This window comes from uncultured Corynebacterium sp., from assembly GCF_946998835.1.
Taxonomy (GTDB): Bacteria; Actinomycetota; Actinomycetes; order Mycobacteriales; family Mycobacteriaceae; genus Corynebacterium.
Window position 1 is genome coordinate 52,512 of the sequence record NZ_CAMQAZ010000009.1, and the last position, 17,830, is coordinate 70,341.

The following is a 17,830-nucleotide window of genomic DNA, read 5'->3' on the forward strand; positions in this document are numbered from 1 at the left end:
AAACATCATGATTGCCCTGACCGCTGCGGAAATCGCTCGCATCGTGGGAGGTGAACTCGCCCATGTGGACGCTGATGCCATGGTGACTCAGCCTGCGGAATTCGACTCCCGAAAGATTCGCGAAGGCTCGCTCTTCCTCGCCCTGCCGGGCGCGCGTGTCGACGGCCACGACTTCATCGAGCAGGCTGTGGCCGCTGGTGCAACATTGGCACTGGCAGCACGAGATGTTGGGCAACCTGCGGTCGTCGTAAAGCCCCTTGGCAAGCAGGACTCCAACGCTGACGCGTTTGCGCATGACCCTGACGGATCTGGGGCGGCGGTGCTGGAGGCGCTCGGAAGATTGGCGCGCTATGTCGTCGACGAGCTGAAGAAGGATCAGCTGCACGTCGTTGGCGTGACTGGTTCGGCGGGTAAGACTTCGACAAAGGACATGATGGCGACGTTGCTGCGTACCGACGGTCCGACGGTGGCGCCGAAGGGATCGTTCAATAACGAAATTGGGCATCCGTACACGGTGCTGCAGTGCACGCCGGAGACGAAGTATTTGGTCGCGGAGATGAGCGCCCGTGGAATTGGGCATGTGGCTCACCTGGCGCGCATTGCACCGCCGACAATTGGTGCTGTGCTCAACGTGGGCTCGGCGCACCTGGGAGAGTTTGGCTCACGCGAAGCGATTGCGCAGGCCAAGGGCGAACTCGTGGAAGCTTTGCCAGCCGCTGAACAGGGCGGAGTAGCAGTTCTCAACGCAGACGACGACTATGTCACTGGCATGGCGCCACGTACTCAGGCGAAGGTCGTGTTTTTCTCTGCCGATGAACGCTCCAACCGTCATGCGACCGCGGATTACCGTGCAACCAATGTGCAGCTCGATGATTTTGCGCGGGCATCTTTTGATTTGCATGTGCCGGATGGGCGTACATTCCCGATTCAGCTACAGGTCTACGGTGCGCACCAGGTAGCTAATGCTCTGGCAGCCATCGCGGTGGCGATTGAATCTGGCATTGATGCTGAGCAGGTTGCCACGGCGATGGCCGAGCATGTGGCAGCATCGGAGCGCCGCATGGACGTCCAGCAGCTCACAGGCAACATTGTGGTGATCAACGACTCGTATAACGCCAACCCGGACTCGATGCGTGCCGGTATCGATGCACTTGCGCGCACTGCGGCTGGTCCAACCCACAAGGACGCATCGTCGTGGGCGGTGTTGGGGCAGATGGGTGAGCTTGGTGACTCTGCTGAGGATGAACATTCGTCACTGGGTGAATATTTGGTGAGTCGCGGCATCGATCGACTCGTTGCGGTAGGAGAGAGCGCCAACGTGCATGCCCTTGCCGCCAAAGCGGAAGAGTTGGGGTTAAATACTTCTAGGGTGTCGGATACGTCGGCGGCTGCTGATTTGGTAGCAACCGAGGTAGGTCCGGCCGATGTGGTCCTGGTGAAGGCTTCCTATGCCGACGGCATGTGGCGAGTCGCTGACTCGTTGGTCGCAAAGGTGGGAACACAACCAGATGGTGATAGCGGAGAGGAAAAGTAAGTGATTCAACTTATTCTCAGTGGTGCGATTGCATTCCTGGTGAGCGTCTTTTTGACACCAGTGCTTATTCGCAAGTTCTCCGCTGAAGGCCTTGGCCAGGAGATTCGTGAAGAGGGGCCGAAGAGCCACCTGCGCAAACGGGGTACCCCGACCATGGGCGGCATCGCCATCATCGTGGCGATTGTCGCCGGCTACTTCCTCTCTCACCTCATTACTTATTTCCAGACCGGCGTGGGGCCATCGGCTTCGGGCCTGCTGGTGATGTTCCTTGTCCTGTCGATGGGCGCATTGGGTTTTGCCGATGACTTCATCAAGTTGTCCAAGGGCCGTAACCTGGGGCTGAACAAGACTGCGAAGCTCGTTGGCCAGCTTGCGGCCGCGTTGATTTTCGGTGTCCTGCTAGTGCAGTTCCCGGATGCGTCCGGCCTGACCCCGGGCTCGACTAACCTGTCGCTAATTCGTGACATCTCATTCCTCAACCTGGCTCCGGGGCCGGTGTGGTTTGGCATGATTGTCTTCTTGGTATTCGTCTTCATTGTAATTGCTGCATGGACGAACGCGGTCAATCTCACTGATGGCCTCGACGGGCTGGCCGCAGGCGCGACTGCCTTGCTGCTGGCAACCTACACGCTGATTTCTTTCTGGCAGTTCCGTAACTCGTGTGAGGCCTCGCTCGGAAGCGGCTGCTACAACGTGCGCGATCCGCTGGACGTTGCGGTCATCTCCGTCGCGGGTCTGGGTGCCTGCCTGGGCTTCCTGTGGTGGAACGCGGCTCCGGCAAAGATCTTCATGGGCGATACCGGTTCGCTGGCCCTCGGTGGCTTGGTAGCGGGTCTGTCATTTGTCACCAAGACTGAGCTGCTGATGGTTATCATTGGCTTCATCTTCGTGATGGAGGTTGCCTCCGTGGCAATTCAGATCGCAGTTTTCCAGACAACTGGCAAGCGTGTGTTCCGTATGGCGCCCATCCACCACCATTTCGAAAACGGCGGTTGGGCGGAGACAACTGTTGTCGTCCGTTTCTGGCTGCTGGCAGGTATTTTCAACATGATCGGCGCAGCCATCTTCTACAGTGACTGGCTCTCTCAGGTAGGCGTATTTCAATGATTAACTCACCAGACCCGACCAACCTCACCGATGTCCGAAATCTCGACTTAGTCGCTACGGTGCGCTCTGGTCGAGTTCTGGTGGCAGGAGCCGGGGTGTCCGGCCGCGGCGCCATTGCAATGCTCAAGGACATCGGGTGTCCAGAGGTAGTCGTCGTCGACGACTCTTCCCTCGGCGCGCTCGTCGCCGCGGACTTTTCGGTTCGACATGTCACGACCGATGACGCTCGTGATGAGCTTGCCGACGCGGTCGCGATTGTGACCTCCCCGGGATGGCGTCCGACCAGCCCGCTGTTTGGCGCTGCCGCTGAGGCCGGTGTCCCGGTTGTTGGCGATGTTGCATTGGCCTTCGCCGGAGACTGCGCCCAACTGTGGGGGCCTAAGCGCACCTGGTTGGTAGTCACAGGCACAAACGGGAAGACTACGACAACCTCCATGTTGGCAGCCATGCTCGGGGAGCAGGGCGCAGCCGTAGGCAACATTGGTGTGGCGCTCTACGATGCGCTGACTGCTGAGCCGCGCATTGAGATTCTGGCTGCAGAGCTGTCCAGCTTCCAGCTGCACTGGGCTCCGAACATTCGCCCAGATGCGGGTGTGTTGCTGAACCTGGCGGAAGATCACATCGACTGGCACGGCTCTTACGAAAATTACGGGCTGGATAAGACCCGAGCGCTGCGCGGTGCTGTCGCTGTCTACGGTGCGGATGATGCCGATGTCGTTGAGCACGTGGAAAACATGATGAAAAACGATGAGCTCGGTAATTCCGTAGTCGGGTTCACTGACGCCTCACCAGAGGCAAACCAGGTCGGCGTTCGAAACGGCATGATTGTCGATCGCGCATTTGGTGGCGGCGATGCCGCATATGGTGAGTCGGGTCCGGGGGTTGTCATCGCTCCAGTAGCAGGAATTTCTCCTCCCGGCCGCGCAGGCGTACTCGACGCTGTGGCCGCGACCGCAATGGCGCGCAGCATTGGTACCCCTCCTGAGCAAATTGCGGCAGCGCTGGAAACGTTTGAGGTTCGCGCACACCGCGGCCAGATTGTCCACGAGGCGAACGGTGTCGTATGGATTGATGACTCGAAGGCAACGAACCCGCACGCTGCCGACGCCGCACTGTCCGGCCACGACCGTGTTGTGTGGATTGTCGGTGGTCAACTGAAGGGCGCGGATATTCACCCGCTGGTGGCGAAGCATGCTCATCGTTTGCAGGCTGCCGTGATTATGGGCGTCGATAGGCAACTAGTAAGCGACGCGCTGACCCGAATTGTGCCTGCGGTGCCGGTCGTTGTCATTGATGACACCGACAAGGTCGATGCTATGGCTAAGGTCTGCATGGCAGCTAGCGAATTTGCCAGCTCAGGCGATGTGGTGTTGTTGGCACCAGCGGGTGCGAGCTTGGATATGTATTCCGGAATGGCTGAACGCGGTGATTTGTTCGCGCAATGGGCACAGAAGGTGACATCAACTGATGGATAACTCGCGCAAGGCACGCAATTTAAGCGCTAGCGTCGCGACTGAGCAGAAGGGCGCGACGGCTGCCACTTCACGGCGGTCCTCGTCGTCAAGCTCTAGTGCTCGGAAGCGGCCTGCGTGGGTGGAGCGTTTTGACGACTGGAAGTCGCGCCCACTGTTCGACTACCACTTGCTGATGATTATCGTCGCGCTGCTGACATCGATTGGTTTGGTCATGGTGCTGTCGGCATCTATGGCCAGCGCCGGTAGTGATTCGGGCAGCGTGTGGTCCGTCTTCTTCCGCCAGTTGGTCATGGTGGTGTTCGGACTTATCTCCATGTGGGTTGTGCTGCGAATGCGGGTGGAGTTAATTCGCTCGTTGTCGACAGCGGCGCTGATTTTATCCTTCGTGCTGTTGATTCTGGTGATTATCCCGGGCATTGGTATCGGTCTGGAGGAAACCGGTGCCCGCTCCTGGTTGAGTGTCGGTGGTATCACCATGCAGCCCTCCGAGCTGGCGAAGATTGCGCTGGCCCTGTGGGGGTCGAAGTTGCTGGCTGAAAAGGTGCGCACTGCAGTGTCCTACCGCGATTTGTTCGCGGCTTTCGGCCTGGTCAGCTTTTTAATGCTGGCTTTGGTGATGTTGCAGCGCGACCTCGGCATGGTCGCTTCTATGGCGTTTGTTGTCGTGGCGCTGGCATGGTTTGCAGGTCTGCCGAGGATATTCATCACCGGTCTTCTCGGCGCTGCCGCATTGGCCATGGTGATTTTCACCGCTACTGCTGGTTTCCGCTCGGCGCGAATCAGGGTTTACTTCGACTCGCTGATGGGTAACTTCGGCGATGTCCAGGGTGACGCCTACCAGTCTTATCAGGGCTTTCTTTCGCTTGCCGACGGGTCCCTCACCGGTGTCGGTCTCGGTCAGTCGAGCGCGAAGTGGGGATACCTGCCGGAGGCAAAGAATGACTTCATTTTTGCCATCATCGGTGAGGAAACCGGGTTCCTCGGTGCGCTGATGGTGATTTTGCTCTACGCAGCGCTGGGCTGGGTGGGGCTTCGGATCGCCGGCCGCCAGAACGATCCGTTCCTCCGTCTACTCGCAGGCACAATTACCACAGCAACGGTGGTGCAGGCCTTCATCAATATCGGTTACGTCGTCGGTGCGCTGCCGGTAACGGGTCTGCAGCTGCCGCTGATTTCTGCCGGTGGTACATCGGCGATGGTCACTCTGTTCTCCATGGGGCTGCTGGCCACCTGTGCCCGCCACGAGTCGGAGGCTGTCTCTGCGATGCAGACTTCTGGGCGCCCGGCATTGGATAGGTTCCTGCGGATTCCGGAGCCGGTTCCGTATGACGAGTCGCGTCGTCATGCACCGAAGGTGCGTGCCCACCGTGACCCACAGCGTTTTGGTCCACCAGTCGTAACCAGCGGAGCGCGAACTCCACGAGGTGAGCGAACACAGGTCCGCGAGAGCTACCGCAGCGACCGGGGTGAGCGATTTGAGCGAGGTGAGCGAAGGGGCCGCAGCACAAGTAATCACAGTGGCCGAGGTGTCTCATCGCAGCGTGATGCGCGAGCAGCTGGACGTCCTGGTAGCTCTGGCAATGTTCGCGGCCGTGAGGCCGATTATTCCGCTCGTGGTGACAGCGGCCGGACCCGGGGATTCTCCGAGAGTGCACCGCGGACTGGGTGGTCACAGGACTCCTGGTCGTCGTCAAGCTCGCGCCGGGGAAGTAGGATTCGGAGCGAAGGCCGTGGCGGGCAGTCGCGTTCGCGCCAGCGCCCGGGCCGAAACAATAGAAATGGCGGTTCAGTACCGCGGAGGAGGAATCGATAACACCATGGCGGACAAAAATCTGGGCGCGGCCGTTGGGGCGAAAGGCGCCTCGGAGTCTGAGCTTTTTCTCAAGAAAGATGGCTCCGCTCCGACCATAGTGGTGGCTGGTGGTGGCACAGCTGGCCATATCGAACCCGCGCTGGCCGTCGCCGACGCGATTTTGAGCTTGCAGCCGGAAGCGCGCGTGATTGCGCTCGGTACGAACCGTGGGTTGGAGTCGACTCTTGTGCCGGCACGAGGCTACGAGCTGGAATTGATTCCACCGGTGCCGGTGCCGCGCAAGCCTACTGCGGATTTGTTCAAACTGCCGTTCAACGTCGCTCGTGCCGTACGTGAGACCCGCGAGGTTTTCAAACGTGTAGATGCTGATGCGGTAATCGGTTTTGGCGGCTATGTGTCGGCACCGGCGTATCTGGCATGCCGCGCGGGTAAGAAGATTCCATTCCTGGTTCACGAAGCTAATGCTCGCGCGGGGCTGGCCAATAAGCTTGGAGTCGCACTTGGCGGTGTCGGCTTAGCGGCTGTGACCGGTTCCGGCCTGAAGGCCGAAGTCGTGGGCAACCCAGTACGTTCCAGTCTCGCCGAGTTGGACCGCGATGCTAAGCGTGCCGAGGCCCGGGAGTTCTTTGGTCTGCCACAAGAGGGACCGGTGCTCTTTGTCACCGGCGGTTCGCAGGGGGCGCGCTCCATTAATGAGGCCGTCAGCGGCGCAGCGGCAGAGCTCGCCACCGCCGGTGTGTCCGTGTTGCACGCCTATGGCAAAAAGAACCACGTTGAAGTTGAGTCCGTTCGTGAGGATGCGCCGTATGTGGCCGTCCCGTACATTGACCGGATGGATTTGGCGTACTCTGCAGCTGATCTAATTTTGTGCCGTTCTGGCGCGATGACGGTGGCTGAAGTCTCAGCCGTCGGGTTGCCTGCGGTGTATGTGCCATTGCCACATGGAAACGGCGAACAGGCGCTAAACGCTACGGACGTTATCGATGCTGGTGGAGGTATTCTCATCGCCGATGAGTCGCTGACCGTGGCATCGATTTCGGATATCGTGATTCCACTGGTCACGTCCCCAGACAAGCTTGCCGACGGGCGTCGCGCCCTGGCCAACATCGGACACGGTAACGCTGCGGAGAACATCGCCCGTCGGGTGCTGTCTGGGGCTGTGAACTCTAAGAAGTAAAGCGAGCATAGAGATGAACGTTAATTTCGATGACTTTCAGCCGGTGACAGGAAAGCTGCCCGCAAGTGTGCACATGATTGGTATTGGTGGTGCCGGTATGTCCGGTATTGCCCGCATTTTGCTGGCGCGAGGTATTCGTGTGACGGGTTCTGATGTCAAGGAATCCCGTGCGGTGGTGGGGCTTCGTGCGATGGGTGCGACCATCGCCATTGGCCACGACCGTGCGAATCTTGAGCTAGCCGGCAAGGGGGAATTGCCAGAGGCAGTGGTCATTTCCTTCGCTGCTATCCCGAAGACGAATCCGGAGCTGGCCGGTGCGCATGAGCTGGGCATTCCGGTTTTAAAGCGCTCCGATGTGCTTGCGCTGTTGATGCAGGACTCCAAAGCCCTGCTGATTGCCGGTACCCACGGAAAGACCTCGACAACGTCGATGACCGTGGCTGCTCTACAAGCCGCCGGTTTGGATCCGTCTTTTGCCGTCGGTGGTCTGATGAGTAAGGCGGGTGTCAATGCACACCAAGGCAGCGGCGATGTCTTTGTCGCTGAGGCCGATGAGTCGGATGCCTCGCTGTTGACTTACCAGCCGCAAGTGGCTGTCATCACCAACATCGAGCCCGATCATCTGGACTTCTTCGGTGATGACGAGACCTACTCTGCGGTCTTCGACGCATTTGCGGAGCGTATTAAGGACGGCGGCCACCTGGTGGTGTGCGCTGAAGACACGCACGCAGCCGCATTGGGGGAGCGCGCGGTGGACCGTGGCATTAACGTGCTGGCCTACGGCGGGGTAGAGGCCTTGGCAAAGCACCCGAAGCTACCAGTCGGTGCCGTTTTGCACGGTTGGACTCCAGCCGGTGGCGGTGCCCGTGTGGAGGCCACTGTCGGTGCTACCTCGGTGACGTTTGAATTGCACCAGCCCGGTCGTCACATGGCGCTCAACGCGCTGGCTGCAATGGTCGGTGGCGACTGCGTCGGGGCAGATTTGGGTCGTATGGCCCGTGGTCTCGGTGAGTTCACGGGTGTGCGTCGTCGTTTCGACTATCACGGCAGTATTGCCGAGGGGCCGTTTGTCGGCGCGCGTATTTACGACGATTACGCGCATCACCCGACTGAGGTTTCCGCCGTTCTCGGTGCGGCTCGGGAACTTGTCACCGAGGCTGGTCGCGGTGAGGTCATCGCAGTGTTCCAGCCGCACCTGTATTCGCGTACCCGCAACTTTGCCGACGAGTTCGCCGCAGCATTGTCTCTGGCAGACAAGGCCGTGTTGCTCGATGTCTTCGGTGCCCGAGAGGAACCGCTGCCGGGAGTCGATGGCGCACTGATTGCTAAGAAAATGACAATCCCTGTGACGTACGAGCCGCATTTCACCAGTGTTCCCGCTCGCGTCCGTGAAATCGTCGAACCACACGATGTCATCCTGACTATCGGTGCTGGTTCTGTGACAATGCTTGCCGACGAAATCGTGCGCGAGCTCAGCGGAGACAACGACGAACAGGTGGAGTCGTAACACTGTGAAACCCAGTCGAAAACAATTTCAGCAGCCTGACGATGGAGGTCAGGCCGCACCAGAGTTACGAGGTCAGCGTTCGGCGCGCGTTCCTCGACGTGGCTGGCTTATCGGAGGCGGCCTGGTCGCGATTATCGCCCTTGTCGTAGCAGTGGTGTGGTTTTCCCCGTGGTTGGTTGTGAAAAATATCGACGTCGAAGGTGTCGTACACGGAGATAAGGACGCGATTGTCGAGGCCAGCGGTATTACTGAGAATCAGAAGCTGATTCGTTTGAACACGAATGCGGCAGCACGCTCTGTGGCTGGACAGCCGTGGGTCGACAGTGTGACTATTAGTCGTTCGTGGCCACAGGGTGTGACGATTTCAGTTCGGGAATTTGCACCTGTGGTATTTATTCGGGCCACCGATGGAGAGCACCTGTTTTCCGAAAAAGGTGAGGAGTTTGTCACAGCACCGCCACCGCCGGGTGTGATTGAGGTTGTCGATGCACCCCGTGTGGATGAGCCCGCGGACGGTAAAATTGACCCCGAGTCGCGTGTTATCAAGGCGGTTCTGGACGTCGTCAAGGCGTTACCGGAGCCCGTTGCGCACCGAGTTGAGCGGATTAGTGCGCCTTCAGAGGCAGAAATCAAGCTCTTCCTCACCGATGGCTATGAGGTGTACTTCGGTTCGTCGGATAATGCGGCGGAAAAGGCACGCGCGACGGAGATTGTACTGAGCCGTGACGAGAAGACGTGGAACGTTTCCAACCCTCGGCTGCCCACTGCTAAGGGAGAGTAGGGAAGCGTGGTGTCTGATGTGATTTCTGTGGCTAAACACTATCCCTCAAGTGCAGGTTTAAGGTAGCGACACGCGCTAAAAGGTCGCTGAATTATTGGCAGTTTTCGACCACAATGGGGTCAACAGCTTTTCGGCCATGATGCACTTTCCGTGCGGTGTCATGGGGGGCTGTGCTGCCGGTGGCGCACCTGCTGTCGTGCAGTCCATGTGCAACGTGGCTAGATGAAATCATTTAGGACCTATAGGAAAGGGCGAGAAACGCGCAATGACCTCCCCGAATAACTACCTCGCCGTTATCAAAGTCGTCGGTGTCGGCGGCGGTGGCGTCAATGCTGTCAACCGCATGATCGAGGAGGGGCTGAAGGGTGTCGAATTTATCGCAGTCAACACTGACTCGCAGGCCCTGATGTTCTCCGACGCTGATGTCAAGCTCGACATTGGACGTGAGGCAACTCGTGGTCTGGGCGCAGGCGCTAACCCCGAGGTTGGTCGCACTTCCGCGGAAGACCACAAGGATGAGATTGAAGAGACCCTCAAGGGCGCGGATATGGTCTTCGTTACCGCCGGTGAGGGTGGCGGAACTGGTACTGGTGCAGCTCCAGTTGTAGCGAGCATCGCAAAGAAGTCCGGTGCTCTGACGGTCGGTGTTGTTACCAAGCCGTTCGATTTCGAGGGCAAGCGTCGTGCACGCCAGGCTGCAGAGGGTATTGAAACCCTCAAGGAGGTCTGCGACACCCTTATCACCATTCCGAACCAGCGTCTGCTGCAGATTGGTGAGCAGGATCTGTCCATGATGGACGCGTTCCGCTTTGCTGATGAGATTCTCTACAACGGTGTCCAGGGTATTACTGACCTGATTACCATCCCGGGCATGATTAACGTCGACTTCGCCGACGTTCGCTCGGTTATGGCCGAGGCTGGCTCCGCACTGATGGGGGTCGGTTCCGCGCGGGGCGATGACCGCGTGATGAACGCAGCGACTCAGGCTATTAACTCCCCGCTGCTGGAGTCCACTATGGATGGCGCGCAGGGTGTTTTGATTTCCGTCGCCGGTGGCTCCGACCTCGGCCTGATGGAAGTCAATGCCGCCGCGTCCATCGTGGAGGAAAAGGCAGACCCGGATGCCAACATCATTTTCGGCACCATCATCGACGACAACCTCGGTGATGAAGTTCGCGTCACCGTGATCGCCACCGGATTTGAGCAGGGAAACGGCAATCCGCTGGATAAGCCTGCTGCAGGTGCTTCTGCGCGACCGGCTGCTCAGACCGCTGAGGACCGTCCGGCTGCTGAGCAGGCACCGCGCCAGGGTAGCGCATTGCCGGGCGGTGACAACCTCGGTGTTTCGGCTCCGCTTGAGGAGGAAGAGCGCCCGGTTGCCCAGCCACGCGAGCGCGAGGACCGCGACCGCTTTATTCCGCGCACCAACCCTAATGACGGTGGTCTGTTTACCGACAACCCGACGCCGCGTACACGGGACAGCCGTAACTACCGCGGTACCCATCGTTACGACGACCGTGACGAGCGCGACGACCGTCGTGGTGGATACCAGGCCTCCAACGACCTTCCGGAGTGGGGCTTCTAATAACTCATGACTGAAGAATCCCGCCGCAGCCGAAAGATTCTGACGAATCGGCGCGGCGGGTTTTCGCTGCCACCATACGATTCCTTCAATCTCGGGGATCATGTCGGCGATGACCCGTCCGCAGTCGAACGCAACCGCCAGCGTCTTGCCGATTCTCTGGGAATCGACCGCGCCCGCTTCGTTTATATGGAGCAGCTGCATACCAATACGGTTACTGTCGTCAACGAACCTCACCCGGAGCCCGTTGCCGCGACAGATGCCATCGTCACCACAACGCCGGGACTCGCGCTGGTAGTTCTTGTCGCCGATTGCGTTCCCGTCTTGCTTTCCGACGATCACGCGGGTGTCGCTGCTGCGGTACACGCGGGGCGGACCGGAGCTCGCAACGGCATCGTGCGTAAATCTGTCGAGAAAATGATTGAACTCGGAGCCAAGCCCGAAAACATCCATGTGCTGCTGGGTGCTGCCGCATCTGGTCGAAACTATGAGGTGCCAGAGTCGATGGCCGATGACGTCGATAAGCATTTGCCCGGAGCAAAGACTCAGACCAAGCAGGGGACAGCCGGCGTTGACGTGCGTGCCGGGCTGATGCGTCAGCTATACGACCTCGGCGTGCGGCATGTCAATGTCGAGCCCAGCTGCACTATTGATAGTGAGCAGTACTTTTCCTATCGGCGTGAGGGCAAAACTGGGCGCCAGGCAGGCATCGTGGTCCTGCCTGAATAAGGCTAAATTTCAAAGTTGTAATTTTGGCTCGTGTAATTTGCGCGTGTCTATGCGATATCGCTGACTCACCCGGTAGGTTGTGGGGTAGCACAGACTTACATCCGCACACGAAAAAGGACGTAGCAGAAGATGGCTGATTTCTTCCGTGGGGTTTCAAACTTCTTCGGTCTAACCCCGACCGATGACGCGGCTTATGATGAGCACTACGATGAGTTTGACCGTCGTGATGAGGGGCGTTATGACGATGCCTACGCTGACTCGCGTCGTTCAGAGCGTCACCGCTACGAGCTGCGCGGGGATGATTCGCGTGAGGCACCGAGTATGGATTCCCGCGAAGGAGACGATTACCGTTACGGCAACCTGCACTCCGTGGCTGAAACCAAGGATCCGGAGCAGGTCTTCATCAAGCCGGAAAGTGGTTTCCAGGACAAGTACTCCAAGGCCCCGGATATCGGTTCCCACTTCCGCGACGGAGATATCGTCACCTTTGACTTAAGTGAGCTCGACCCGTCTGAGGCCAAGCGCTACGTTGACTTTGTTGCTGGACTGGTTTTCGGCCTGCGCGGTCGAATTAAGGCTGATGGCTCCGTGTTTACGCTGTACCCGCACGGCTGCGACGTGAACGAGGGCCAGTTTGATCGGATGTCCGGCTAGCGAGTTAGCTCGTATGGGCTCGCTAGTATTTCGTATTCAGATTAATTAGCTAGACTGTTTACTCGTGTCTTCACTACTGCTAGTTCTGCTAATCCTGCTGAAGCTTTTCACCTATCTGCTTTTGGCGCGCATTGTGATTGAAATGATTCAGTCATTTTCACGCTCCTGGCGCCCAGGTGCAGTGTTTTCTTCGGTCGGTGAGGTTATCTTCGTTATTACCGACCCGCCAGTGAAGCTATTGCGCCGTCTTATCCCGCCGATGCCAATGGGCAGTGTGATGGTGGACATGTCTGTGCTCGTGCTGTTCTTCATCCTTATGATTCTGCGAATGGTGCTGCAGGTGGCTCTCGGGGCTGTCGCGTAAATAGCGCTAACTGCCGATTGCCCACTTGGTGTCCGCTATGTGGGATTCGGTGGAGCTGTGTTGTTTTGATTGTCCTCTATGTGATGTTCTCGGGCATTGAATCGCTACCGGGGGTGTTAAGCGGGGGCAATCACGAGAACCCGTTGGGGAATGCAATCCCCAACGGGTTTTTGTTGTGTCAGGGGTAAAGTTCTGTGACTAAAGGTGCAGGGTAAGGGCGAGGTTTAACGTTTTGCTGAAATTCTGACTTAGGTCAAACGGTCAGAAATAGCGTCCTACCCAAAATAATCAGGGTGAGGACTGTGACTAGAGCAGGTAGGATTAGCCGGGTAAACAGTACTACTGGAAATAATTCTCTTAAGAATTCTTAAGAACTGTCCGCTCAAAGTGTTAGGGGAACTCACCATGCCGTTGACTCCGGCTGATGTGCATAACGTGGCTTTCAGCAAGCCTCCGATTGGCAAGCGTGGTTACAACGAGGATGAGGTCGATCAGTTCCTCGACCTTGTGGAGGACGCGCTGGGTGAGCTCCAGGATGAAAACGCTGAGCTGCGCCAGCGCGTAGAGGACCTCGAAGGTCAGCTGGAGCAGGGTGGCACAGACCACGCTGCTTCTGATTCTGTCGCTGCCGCGCCGGCAGTCGATGAGGGCCAGCTGCGCAATGAGATTGAACAGCAGCTGCGCGCTGAGTACAACGAGCGTCTGAACGCTCAGCAGCAGGAGATTGAAGCCCACTACCAGGAGCGCCTGGACGCCCTGGAGAAGCGCGCTTCTGAGGCTGAGGCTGCTGCTCAGCAGGCTTCTGCTGCATCCTCGGAGCAGCCGCAGGCCGCAGCTGCTGCTGCAAGCGCCAACACTGAGTCTCAGGAAGTCAGCCTCCGCGCTGCTCGCATCCTGCAGGCCGCTCAGGACACCGCAGACCGCGTCACCGCTGACGCTAACGCTGAGGCCAACAAGCTGGTCACTGACGCTCGTGAAAACGCAGATCGCACCGTGGCTGAGGCCAACGCAGAGGCCGAGCGCACCGTCACCAACGCCCGCAATGAGGCTGAGGCAACCCTGGCTGATGCCAAGGAGCGCAGCGAGCAGATGTTGGCGGACGCCCGTAATGAGTCTGAGACGACCCTTACTGACGCACACCAGCGCAGTGAGCAGATGATTAGCGACGCAGATGCTCGCTCCAGCGCAACCATCACGGCTGCACAGCAGAAGGCCACCGCCCTGCAGGAGGACGCAGAGCGCAAGCACCAAGAAATTATGACCACCGTCAAGGAGCAGCAGACCGCTCTGGAGGGTCGTATCGAAGAGCTCCACATCTTCGAGCGCGAGTACCGTACTCGCCTGAAGACCTTCCTGGAGTCCCAGCTGGACGACCTGAACTCGCGCGAATCGGCTGCCCCGGCCGACGGCTACAACAACTAGTTCCGTAGCCAGCACGCACGTAGCCACCGAACTCAACCACCCATTAGGGAAAGGTCGGGTGCGGTGGTTTCGCTTTTCTTGACCCGATAACCGTCAGCAGGCTCAGTTCGGTCCGAGGTTGTAGCAGTTGGCTGTGACACTGCTATACTGACTGCATTACGCGCAATGAGCCGGCCATCTCCGGGGAGCGTTTCGGAAGAACAGTCCAGTCGAAAACTGGGCTCAGTAGAACCGAACGGTTTGGCACCGTTACTAAGCCTTATTAAATAAGCGGGCTATCACGCCCAGACGCATGGTCTCTGTTCGCTGGGGCCGTTGTAAAGCGTGATGCCAAGCGGGGTGGTACCGCGCGAGACTTCTCTTCAGCATCACACTGAATCGCTGAAGCCAGGGCACGCGTCCCCGTGGTGAGTATTGATGATGTTCGACCACGGAAGTGACGTAAAAACGGTGACTAATTCGAACGAAGTAAACGCCTCTGCTGAGGCCACTCCGGCAGGTGGCGCGTACCCACGCACCGCTGACTTTGGCAAGTACACCTCGAGCCCGAAGTTCCCGGAACTCGAAGAAAAGGTTCTGGAGTACTGGGGCAAGGACAATACTTTCCAGGCCTCGATTGATCAGCGCGAAGGTGCTGACGAGTACGTTTTTTATGATGGCCCGCCGTTCGCTAACGGTCTGCCGCACTACGGCCACCTGCTGACCGGTTACGTCAAGGACATTGTCCCGCGTTACAAGACCATGCGTGGTTACCAGGTTGGCCGTGTCTTTGGTTGGGACTGCCACGGGCTGCCGGCCGAGTTGGAGGCGGAGAAGCAGCTCGGTATTAAGGACAAGGGCCAGATTGAGGAAATGGGTCTGGCAAACTTCAACAAGTACTGCGCTGAGTCAGTACTGCGGTATGCCGGCGAGTGGAAGGAATATGTCACTCGTCAAGCGCGCTGGGTTGATTTCGACGGCGGCTACAAGACCATGGACATGAGTTACATGGAGTCCGTGATCTGGGCTTTCAAGGAACTCTACAACAAGGGCCTGGTCTACCAGGGATTCCGCGTGCTGCCGTATTCCTGGGCTGAGCACACTCCGCTGTCCAACCAGGAGACCCGCCTGGATGACTCCTACAAGATGCGCCAGGACCCGACCCTGACCGTCACCTTCCCGTTCACCGGTGCCAAGTCCGGTTCCGCAGCGGAGAAGACCCTGGCGGATAACCCGGTGCTCGCTGACACCTCGGCTATCGCCTGGACCACCACGCCGTGGACACTGCCGTCCAACCTCGGTCTCGCTGTGAACCCGAAGGTCACTTACTCCGTAGTTAAGGTCGGCGAGGACTCTTCTGTGCCGGAGTTTGCGGGCAAGAACTTCCTGCTGGCAGAGGCGCTGATTGGTGCCTACGCCAAGGAGTTGGGCAAGGAACACGAGGTCGTAGCCACCTTCACTGGCGCTGACCTGGAAGGCCTGACCTACCAGCCGATCTTCGACTATTTCGCAGATCACCCGAACGCTTTCCAAATCATGGTCGCCGACTACGTCACCACCGAGGACGGCACCGGTGTCGTCCACCAGGCCCCGGCCTTCGGTGAAGACGATATGAACACCTGTAACGAATATGGCATTGATGTCATCATTCCGGTGGACATGGACGGCAAGTTCACCTCTCAGGTGCCGGAATACCAGGGCAAGCTGGTCTTCGACGCTAACAAGGACATCATCCGTGACCTGAAGGCCGCTGGCCGCGTCATCCAGCACCGCACCATCGAACACTCCTACCCGCACTCCTGGCGTTCGGGCGAGCCGCTGATCTACATGGCGCTGCCGAGCTGGTTTGTGTCTGTGACCAAGATCCGCGAGCGCATGGTGGAGCTCAACCACGACCAGATCGAGTGGATGCCGGAGCACGTCCGCGACGGACAGTTCGGCAAGTGGCTCGAAGGCGCACGCGACTGGAACATCTCCCGCACCCGCTACTGGGGTTCACCGATTCCGGTATGGGTCTCCGACAACGACGAGTACCCGCGTGTCGACGTCTACGGTTCCCTCGACGAGCTGGAGGCGGACTTCGGCGTTCGCCCGACCACGCTGCACCGCCCGGAGATTGACGAGCTCGTTCGCCCGAACCCGGATGACCCGACCGGTAAGTCCATGATGCGCCGTGTCCCAGACGTCCTGGATGTCTGGTTCGACTCCGGTTCCATGCCGTTTGCGCAGTTCCACTACCCGTTTGAGAACAAGGAGTGGTTCGAGTCCCACGCACCGGCCGACTTCATTGTGGAGTACATCGGCCAGTCCCGCGGCTGGTTCTACCTGCTCCACGTCCTGTCGGTGGCACTGTTCGACCGCCCGGCGTTCAAGAAGGTCGTCGCCCACGGCATCGTGCTGGGTGATGACGGCAACAAGATGAGTAAGTCCAAGCGCAACTACCCGGACGTCAACGAGGTCTTCGACCGCGACGGCTCCGACGCCATGCGCTGGTTCCTCATGTCCAGCCCGATTCTGCGCGGCGGCAACCTGATCGTCACCGAGCAGGGCATCCGCGAGGGCGTACGCCAGGCACTGCTGCCGATGTGGAACGCATACTCGTTCCTGCAGCTCTACGCCTCCAAGCCGGCCGAGTGGTCGGTGGACTCGGACAACATCCTGGACAAGTACATCCTGGCCAAACTCGCAGCGACCGTCCGTGCTGTCACAGAGTGCCTGGACAACACCGACATTGCTGCCGCCACCGACGAGGTCCGTCAGTTCTGTGACGCACTGACCAACTGGTACGTGCGTCGCTCCCGTGACCGTTTCTGGGCCGGCGACGTAAAGCACCCAGAGGCATTCAACACCCTGTACACGGTGCTGGAGGTTCTCACTCGCGTCGCAGCTCCGCTGCTGCCGATGGCTACCGAGGTCATCTGGCGTTCGCTCACCGGCGGCCGCTCGGTGCACCTGGAGGATTGGCCGGACGTCGATAAGCTGCCGACCGATGACGAGCTCGTGGAGTCCATGGACATCGTCCGCAATGTCTGCTCGGCAACGTCGCGTATCCGTAAGGCCAACCAGCTGCGCAACCGTCTGCCGCTGAAGAAGCTGACGATGGCATTCCCGGATGCCGAGCGTCTGCGTGAGTACACCGACATCGTCTCCTCCGAGGTCAACGTCGACGAGGTGGAGTTCACCTCTGACGTCGATTCGGTGGGGCGCTTCGAGGTTTCCGTCAACGCCCGAGTAGCCGGCCCTCGCCTGGGCAAGGACGTCCAGAAGGTCATCAAGGCTGTGAAGTCCGGCAACTACGAAGTTGTCGACGGCGCGGTCGTGGCCGATGGCATTCCGCTGCAGGAGGGCGAGTACACCCGCAACCTGGTAGCTATCTCGCCGGACTCCACCGCTGAGGTCGACGGCGTCAACGGACTGGTCGTGCTCGACACCGAACTCGACGAGGATTTGGAGTCCCGCGGCTGGGCAGCTGACCGCATCCGTGGTCTCCAGGATGCCCGCAAGAACGCTGGCCTCGAGGTCACCGACCGCATTTCGGTGAAGCTGCAGGTGCCGGCCGAGCGCGAGGAGTGGGCCAACCGCCACGCCGACCTTATCGCCCGTGAGGTTCTCGCGACTGCTTTCGAGGTCGTCGCTGGTGGAGAATCGCTGCGCTACGACGTGGCGGACGGCTGCTCGGCGGACATTGCCAAGCAGTAGGGGAGAG

The 17,830-nt window shown here is 59.1% G+C and carries 13 protein-coding genes; all 13 read left to right on the top strand.

What is annotated here, in order from left to right; all coding sequences use genetic code 11:
• Nucleotides 1-7: 7 nt before the first annotated feature.
• The 13 genes from murF (at nt 8) to ileS (ending at nt 17,823) form a co-directional block, all read left to right on the top strand.
• Nucleotides 8-1,534 (top strand): UDP-N-acetylmuramoyl-tripeptide--D-alanyl-D-alanine ligase, encoded by a 1,527-nt coding sequence (gene murF / locus Q0U90_RS04765; RefSeq protein ID WP_297452253.1) that lies wholly within the window; start codon nt 8-10, stop codon nt 1,532-1,534.
• A complete protein-coding gene (mraY, locus tag Q0U90_RS04770; protein WP_297452255.1) occupies nt 1,535-2,641 on the top strand; it encodes a phospho-N-acetylmuramoyl-pentapeptide-transferase in 1,107 nt (368 codons plus the stop codon). It abuts the gene before it with no gap.
• On the top strand, nt 2,638-4,116 hold the full coding sequence (murD, locus tag Q0U90_RS04775) for a UDP-N-acetylmuramoyl-L-alanine--D-glutamate ligase (RefSeq protein ID WP_297452257.1): 1,479 nt from the start codon (nt 2,638-2,640) through the stop codon (nt 4,114-4,116). Before mraY ends, murD begins: the two co-directional genes overlap by 4 nt.
• On the top strand, nt 4,109-5,929 hold the full coding sequence (locus Q0U90_RS04780; RefSeq protein ID WP_297452259.1) for a putative peptidoglycan glycosyltransferase FtsW: 1,821 nt from the start codon (nt 4,109-4,111) through the stop codon (nt 5,927-5,929). Before murD ends, Q0U90_RS04780 begins: the two co-directional genes overlap by 8 nt.
• A 4-nt stretch (nt 5,930-5,933) precedes the next feature.
• A complete protein-coding gene (gene murG, locus Q0U90_RS04785; protein ID WP_297452261.1) occupies nt 5,934-7,106 on the top strand; it encodes an undecaprenyldiphospho-muramoylpentapeptide beta-N-acetylglucosaminyltransferase in 1,173 nt (390 codons plus the stop codon).
• A 13-nt stretch (nt 7,107-7,119) separates the two neighbouring features.
• Complete coding sequence (gene murC / locus Q0U90_RS04790) at nt 7,120-8,613, top strand: UDP-N-acetylmuramate--L-alanine ligase (RefSeq protein ID WP_297452263.1); 1,494 nt, start codon at nt 7,120-7,122, stop codon at nt 8,611-8,613.
• Between the two features lie 4 nt (nt 8,614-8,617).
• Nucleotides 8,618-9,394 carry an FtsQ-type POTRA domain-containing protein gene (locus Q0U90_RS04795; protein ID WP_297452265.1) on the top strand — a complete coding sequence of 259 codons (777 nt, stop codon included), beginning with the start codon at nt 8,618-8,620 and terminating at the stop codon, nt 9,392-9,394.
• A gap of 265 nt (nt 9,395-9,659) precedes the next feature.
• Nucleotides 9,660-10,979 carry a cell division protein FtsZ gene (gene ftsZ, locus Q0U90_RS04800; RefSeq protein ID WP_297452268.1) on the top strand — a complete coding sequence of 440 codons (1,320 nt, stop codon included), beginning with the start codon at nt 9,660-9,662 and terminating at the stop codon, nt 10,977-10,979.
• A 6-nt stretch (nt 10,980-10,985) separates the two neighbouring features.
• Nucleotides 10,986-11,705, top strand: a complete 720-nt coding sequence (pgeF, locus tag Q0U90_RS04805) for a peptidoglycan editing factor PgeF (protein WP_297452270.1) — start codon at nt 10,986-10,988, stop codon at nt 11,703-11,705.
• Nucleotides 11,706-11,834: 129 nt separating this feature from the next.
• On the top strand, nt 11,835-12,359 hold the full coding sequence (gene sepF, locus Q0U90_RS04810) for a cell division protein SepF (RefSeq protein ID WP_297452272.1): 525 nt from the start codon (nt 11,835-11,837) through the stop codon (nt 12,357-12,359).
• A gap of 64 nt (nt 12,360-12,423) precedes the next feature.
• Complete coding sequence (locus tag Q0U90_RS04815; RefSeq protein ID WP_297452274.1) at nt 12,424-12,723, top strand: YggT family protein; 300 nt, start codon at nt 12,424-12,426, stop codon at nt 12,721-12,723.
• Nucleotides 12,724-13,128: 405 nt separating this feature from the next.
• On the top strand, nt 13,129-14,145 hold the full coding sequence (locus tag Q0U90_RS04820) for a DivIVA domain-containing protein (RefSeq protein WP_297452276.1): 1,017 nt from the start codon (nt 13,129-13,131) through the stop codon (nt 14,143-14,145).
• A 417-nt stretch (nt 14,146-14,562) separates the two neighbouring features.
• A complete protein-coding gene (ileS, locus tag Q0U90_RS04825) occupies nt 14,563-17,823 on the top strand; it encodes an isoleucine--tRNA ligase (RefSeq protein ID WP_297452278.1) in 3,261 nt (1,086 codons plus the stop codon).
• Nucleotides 17,824-17,830: the final 7 nt, after the last annotated feature.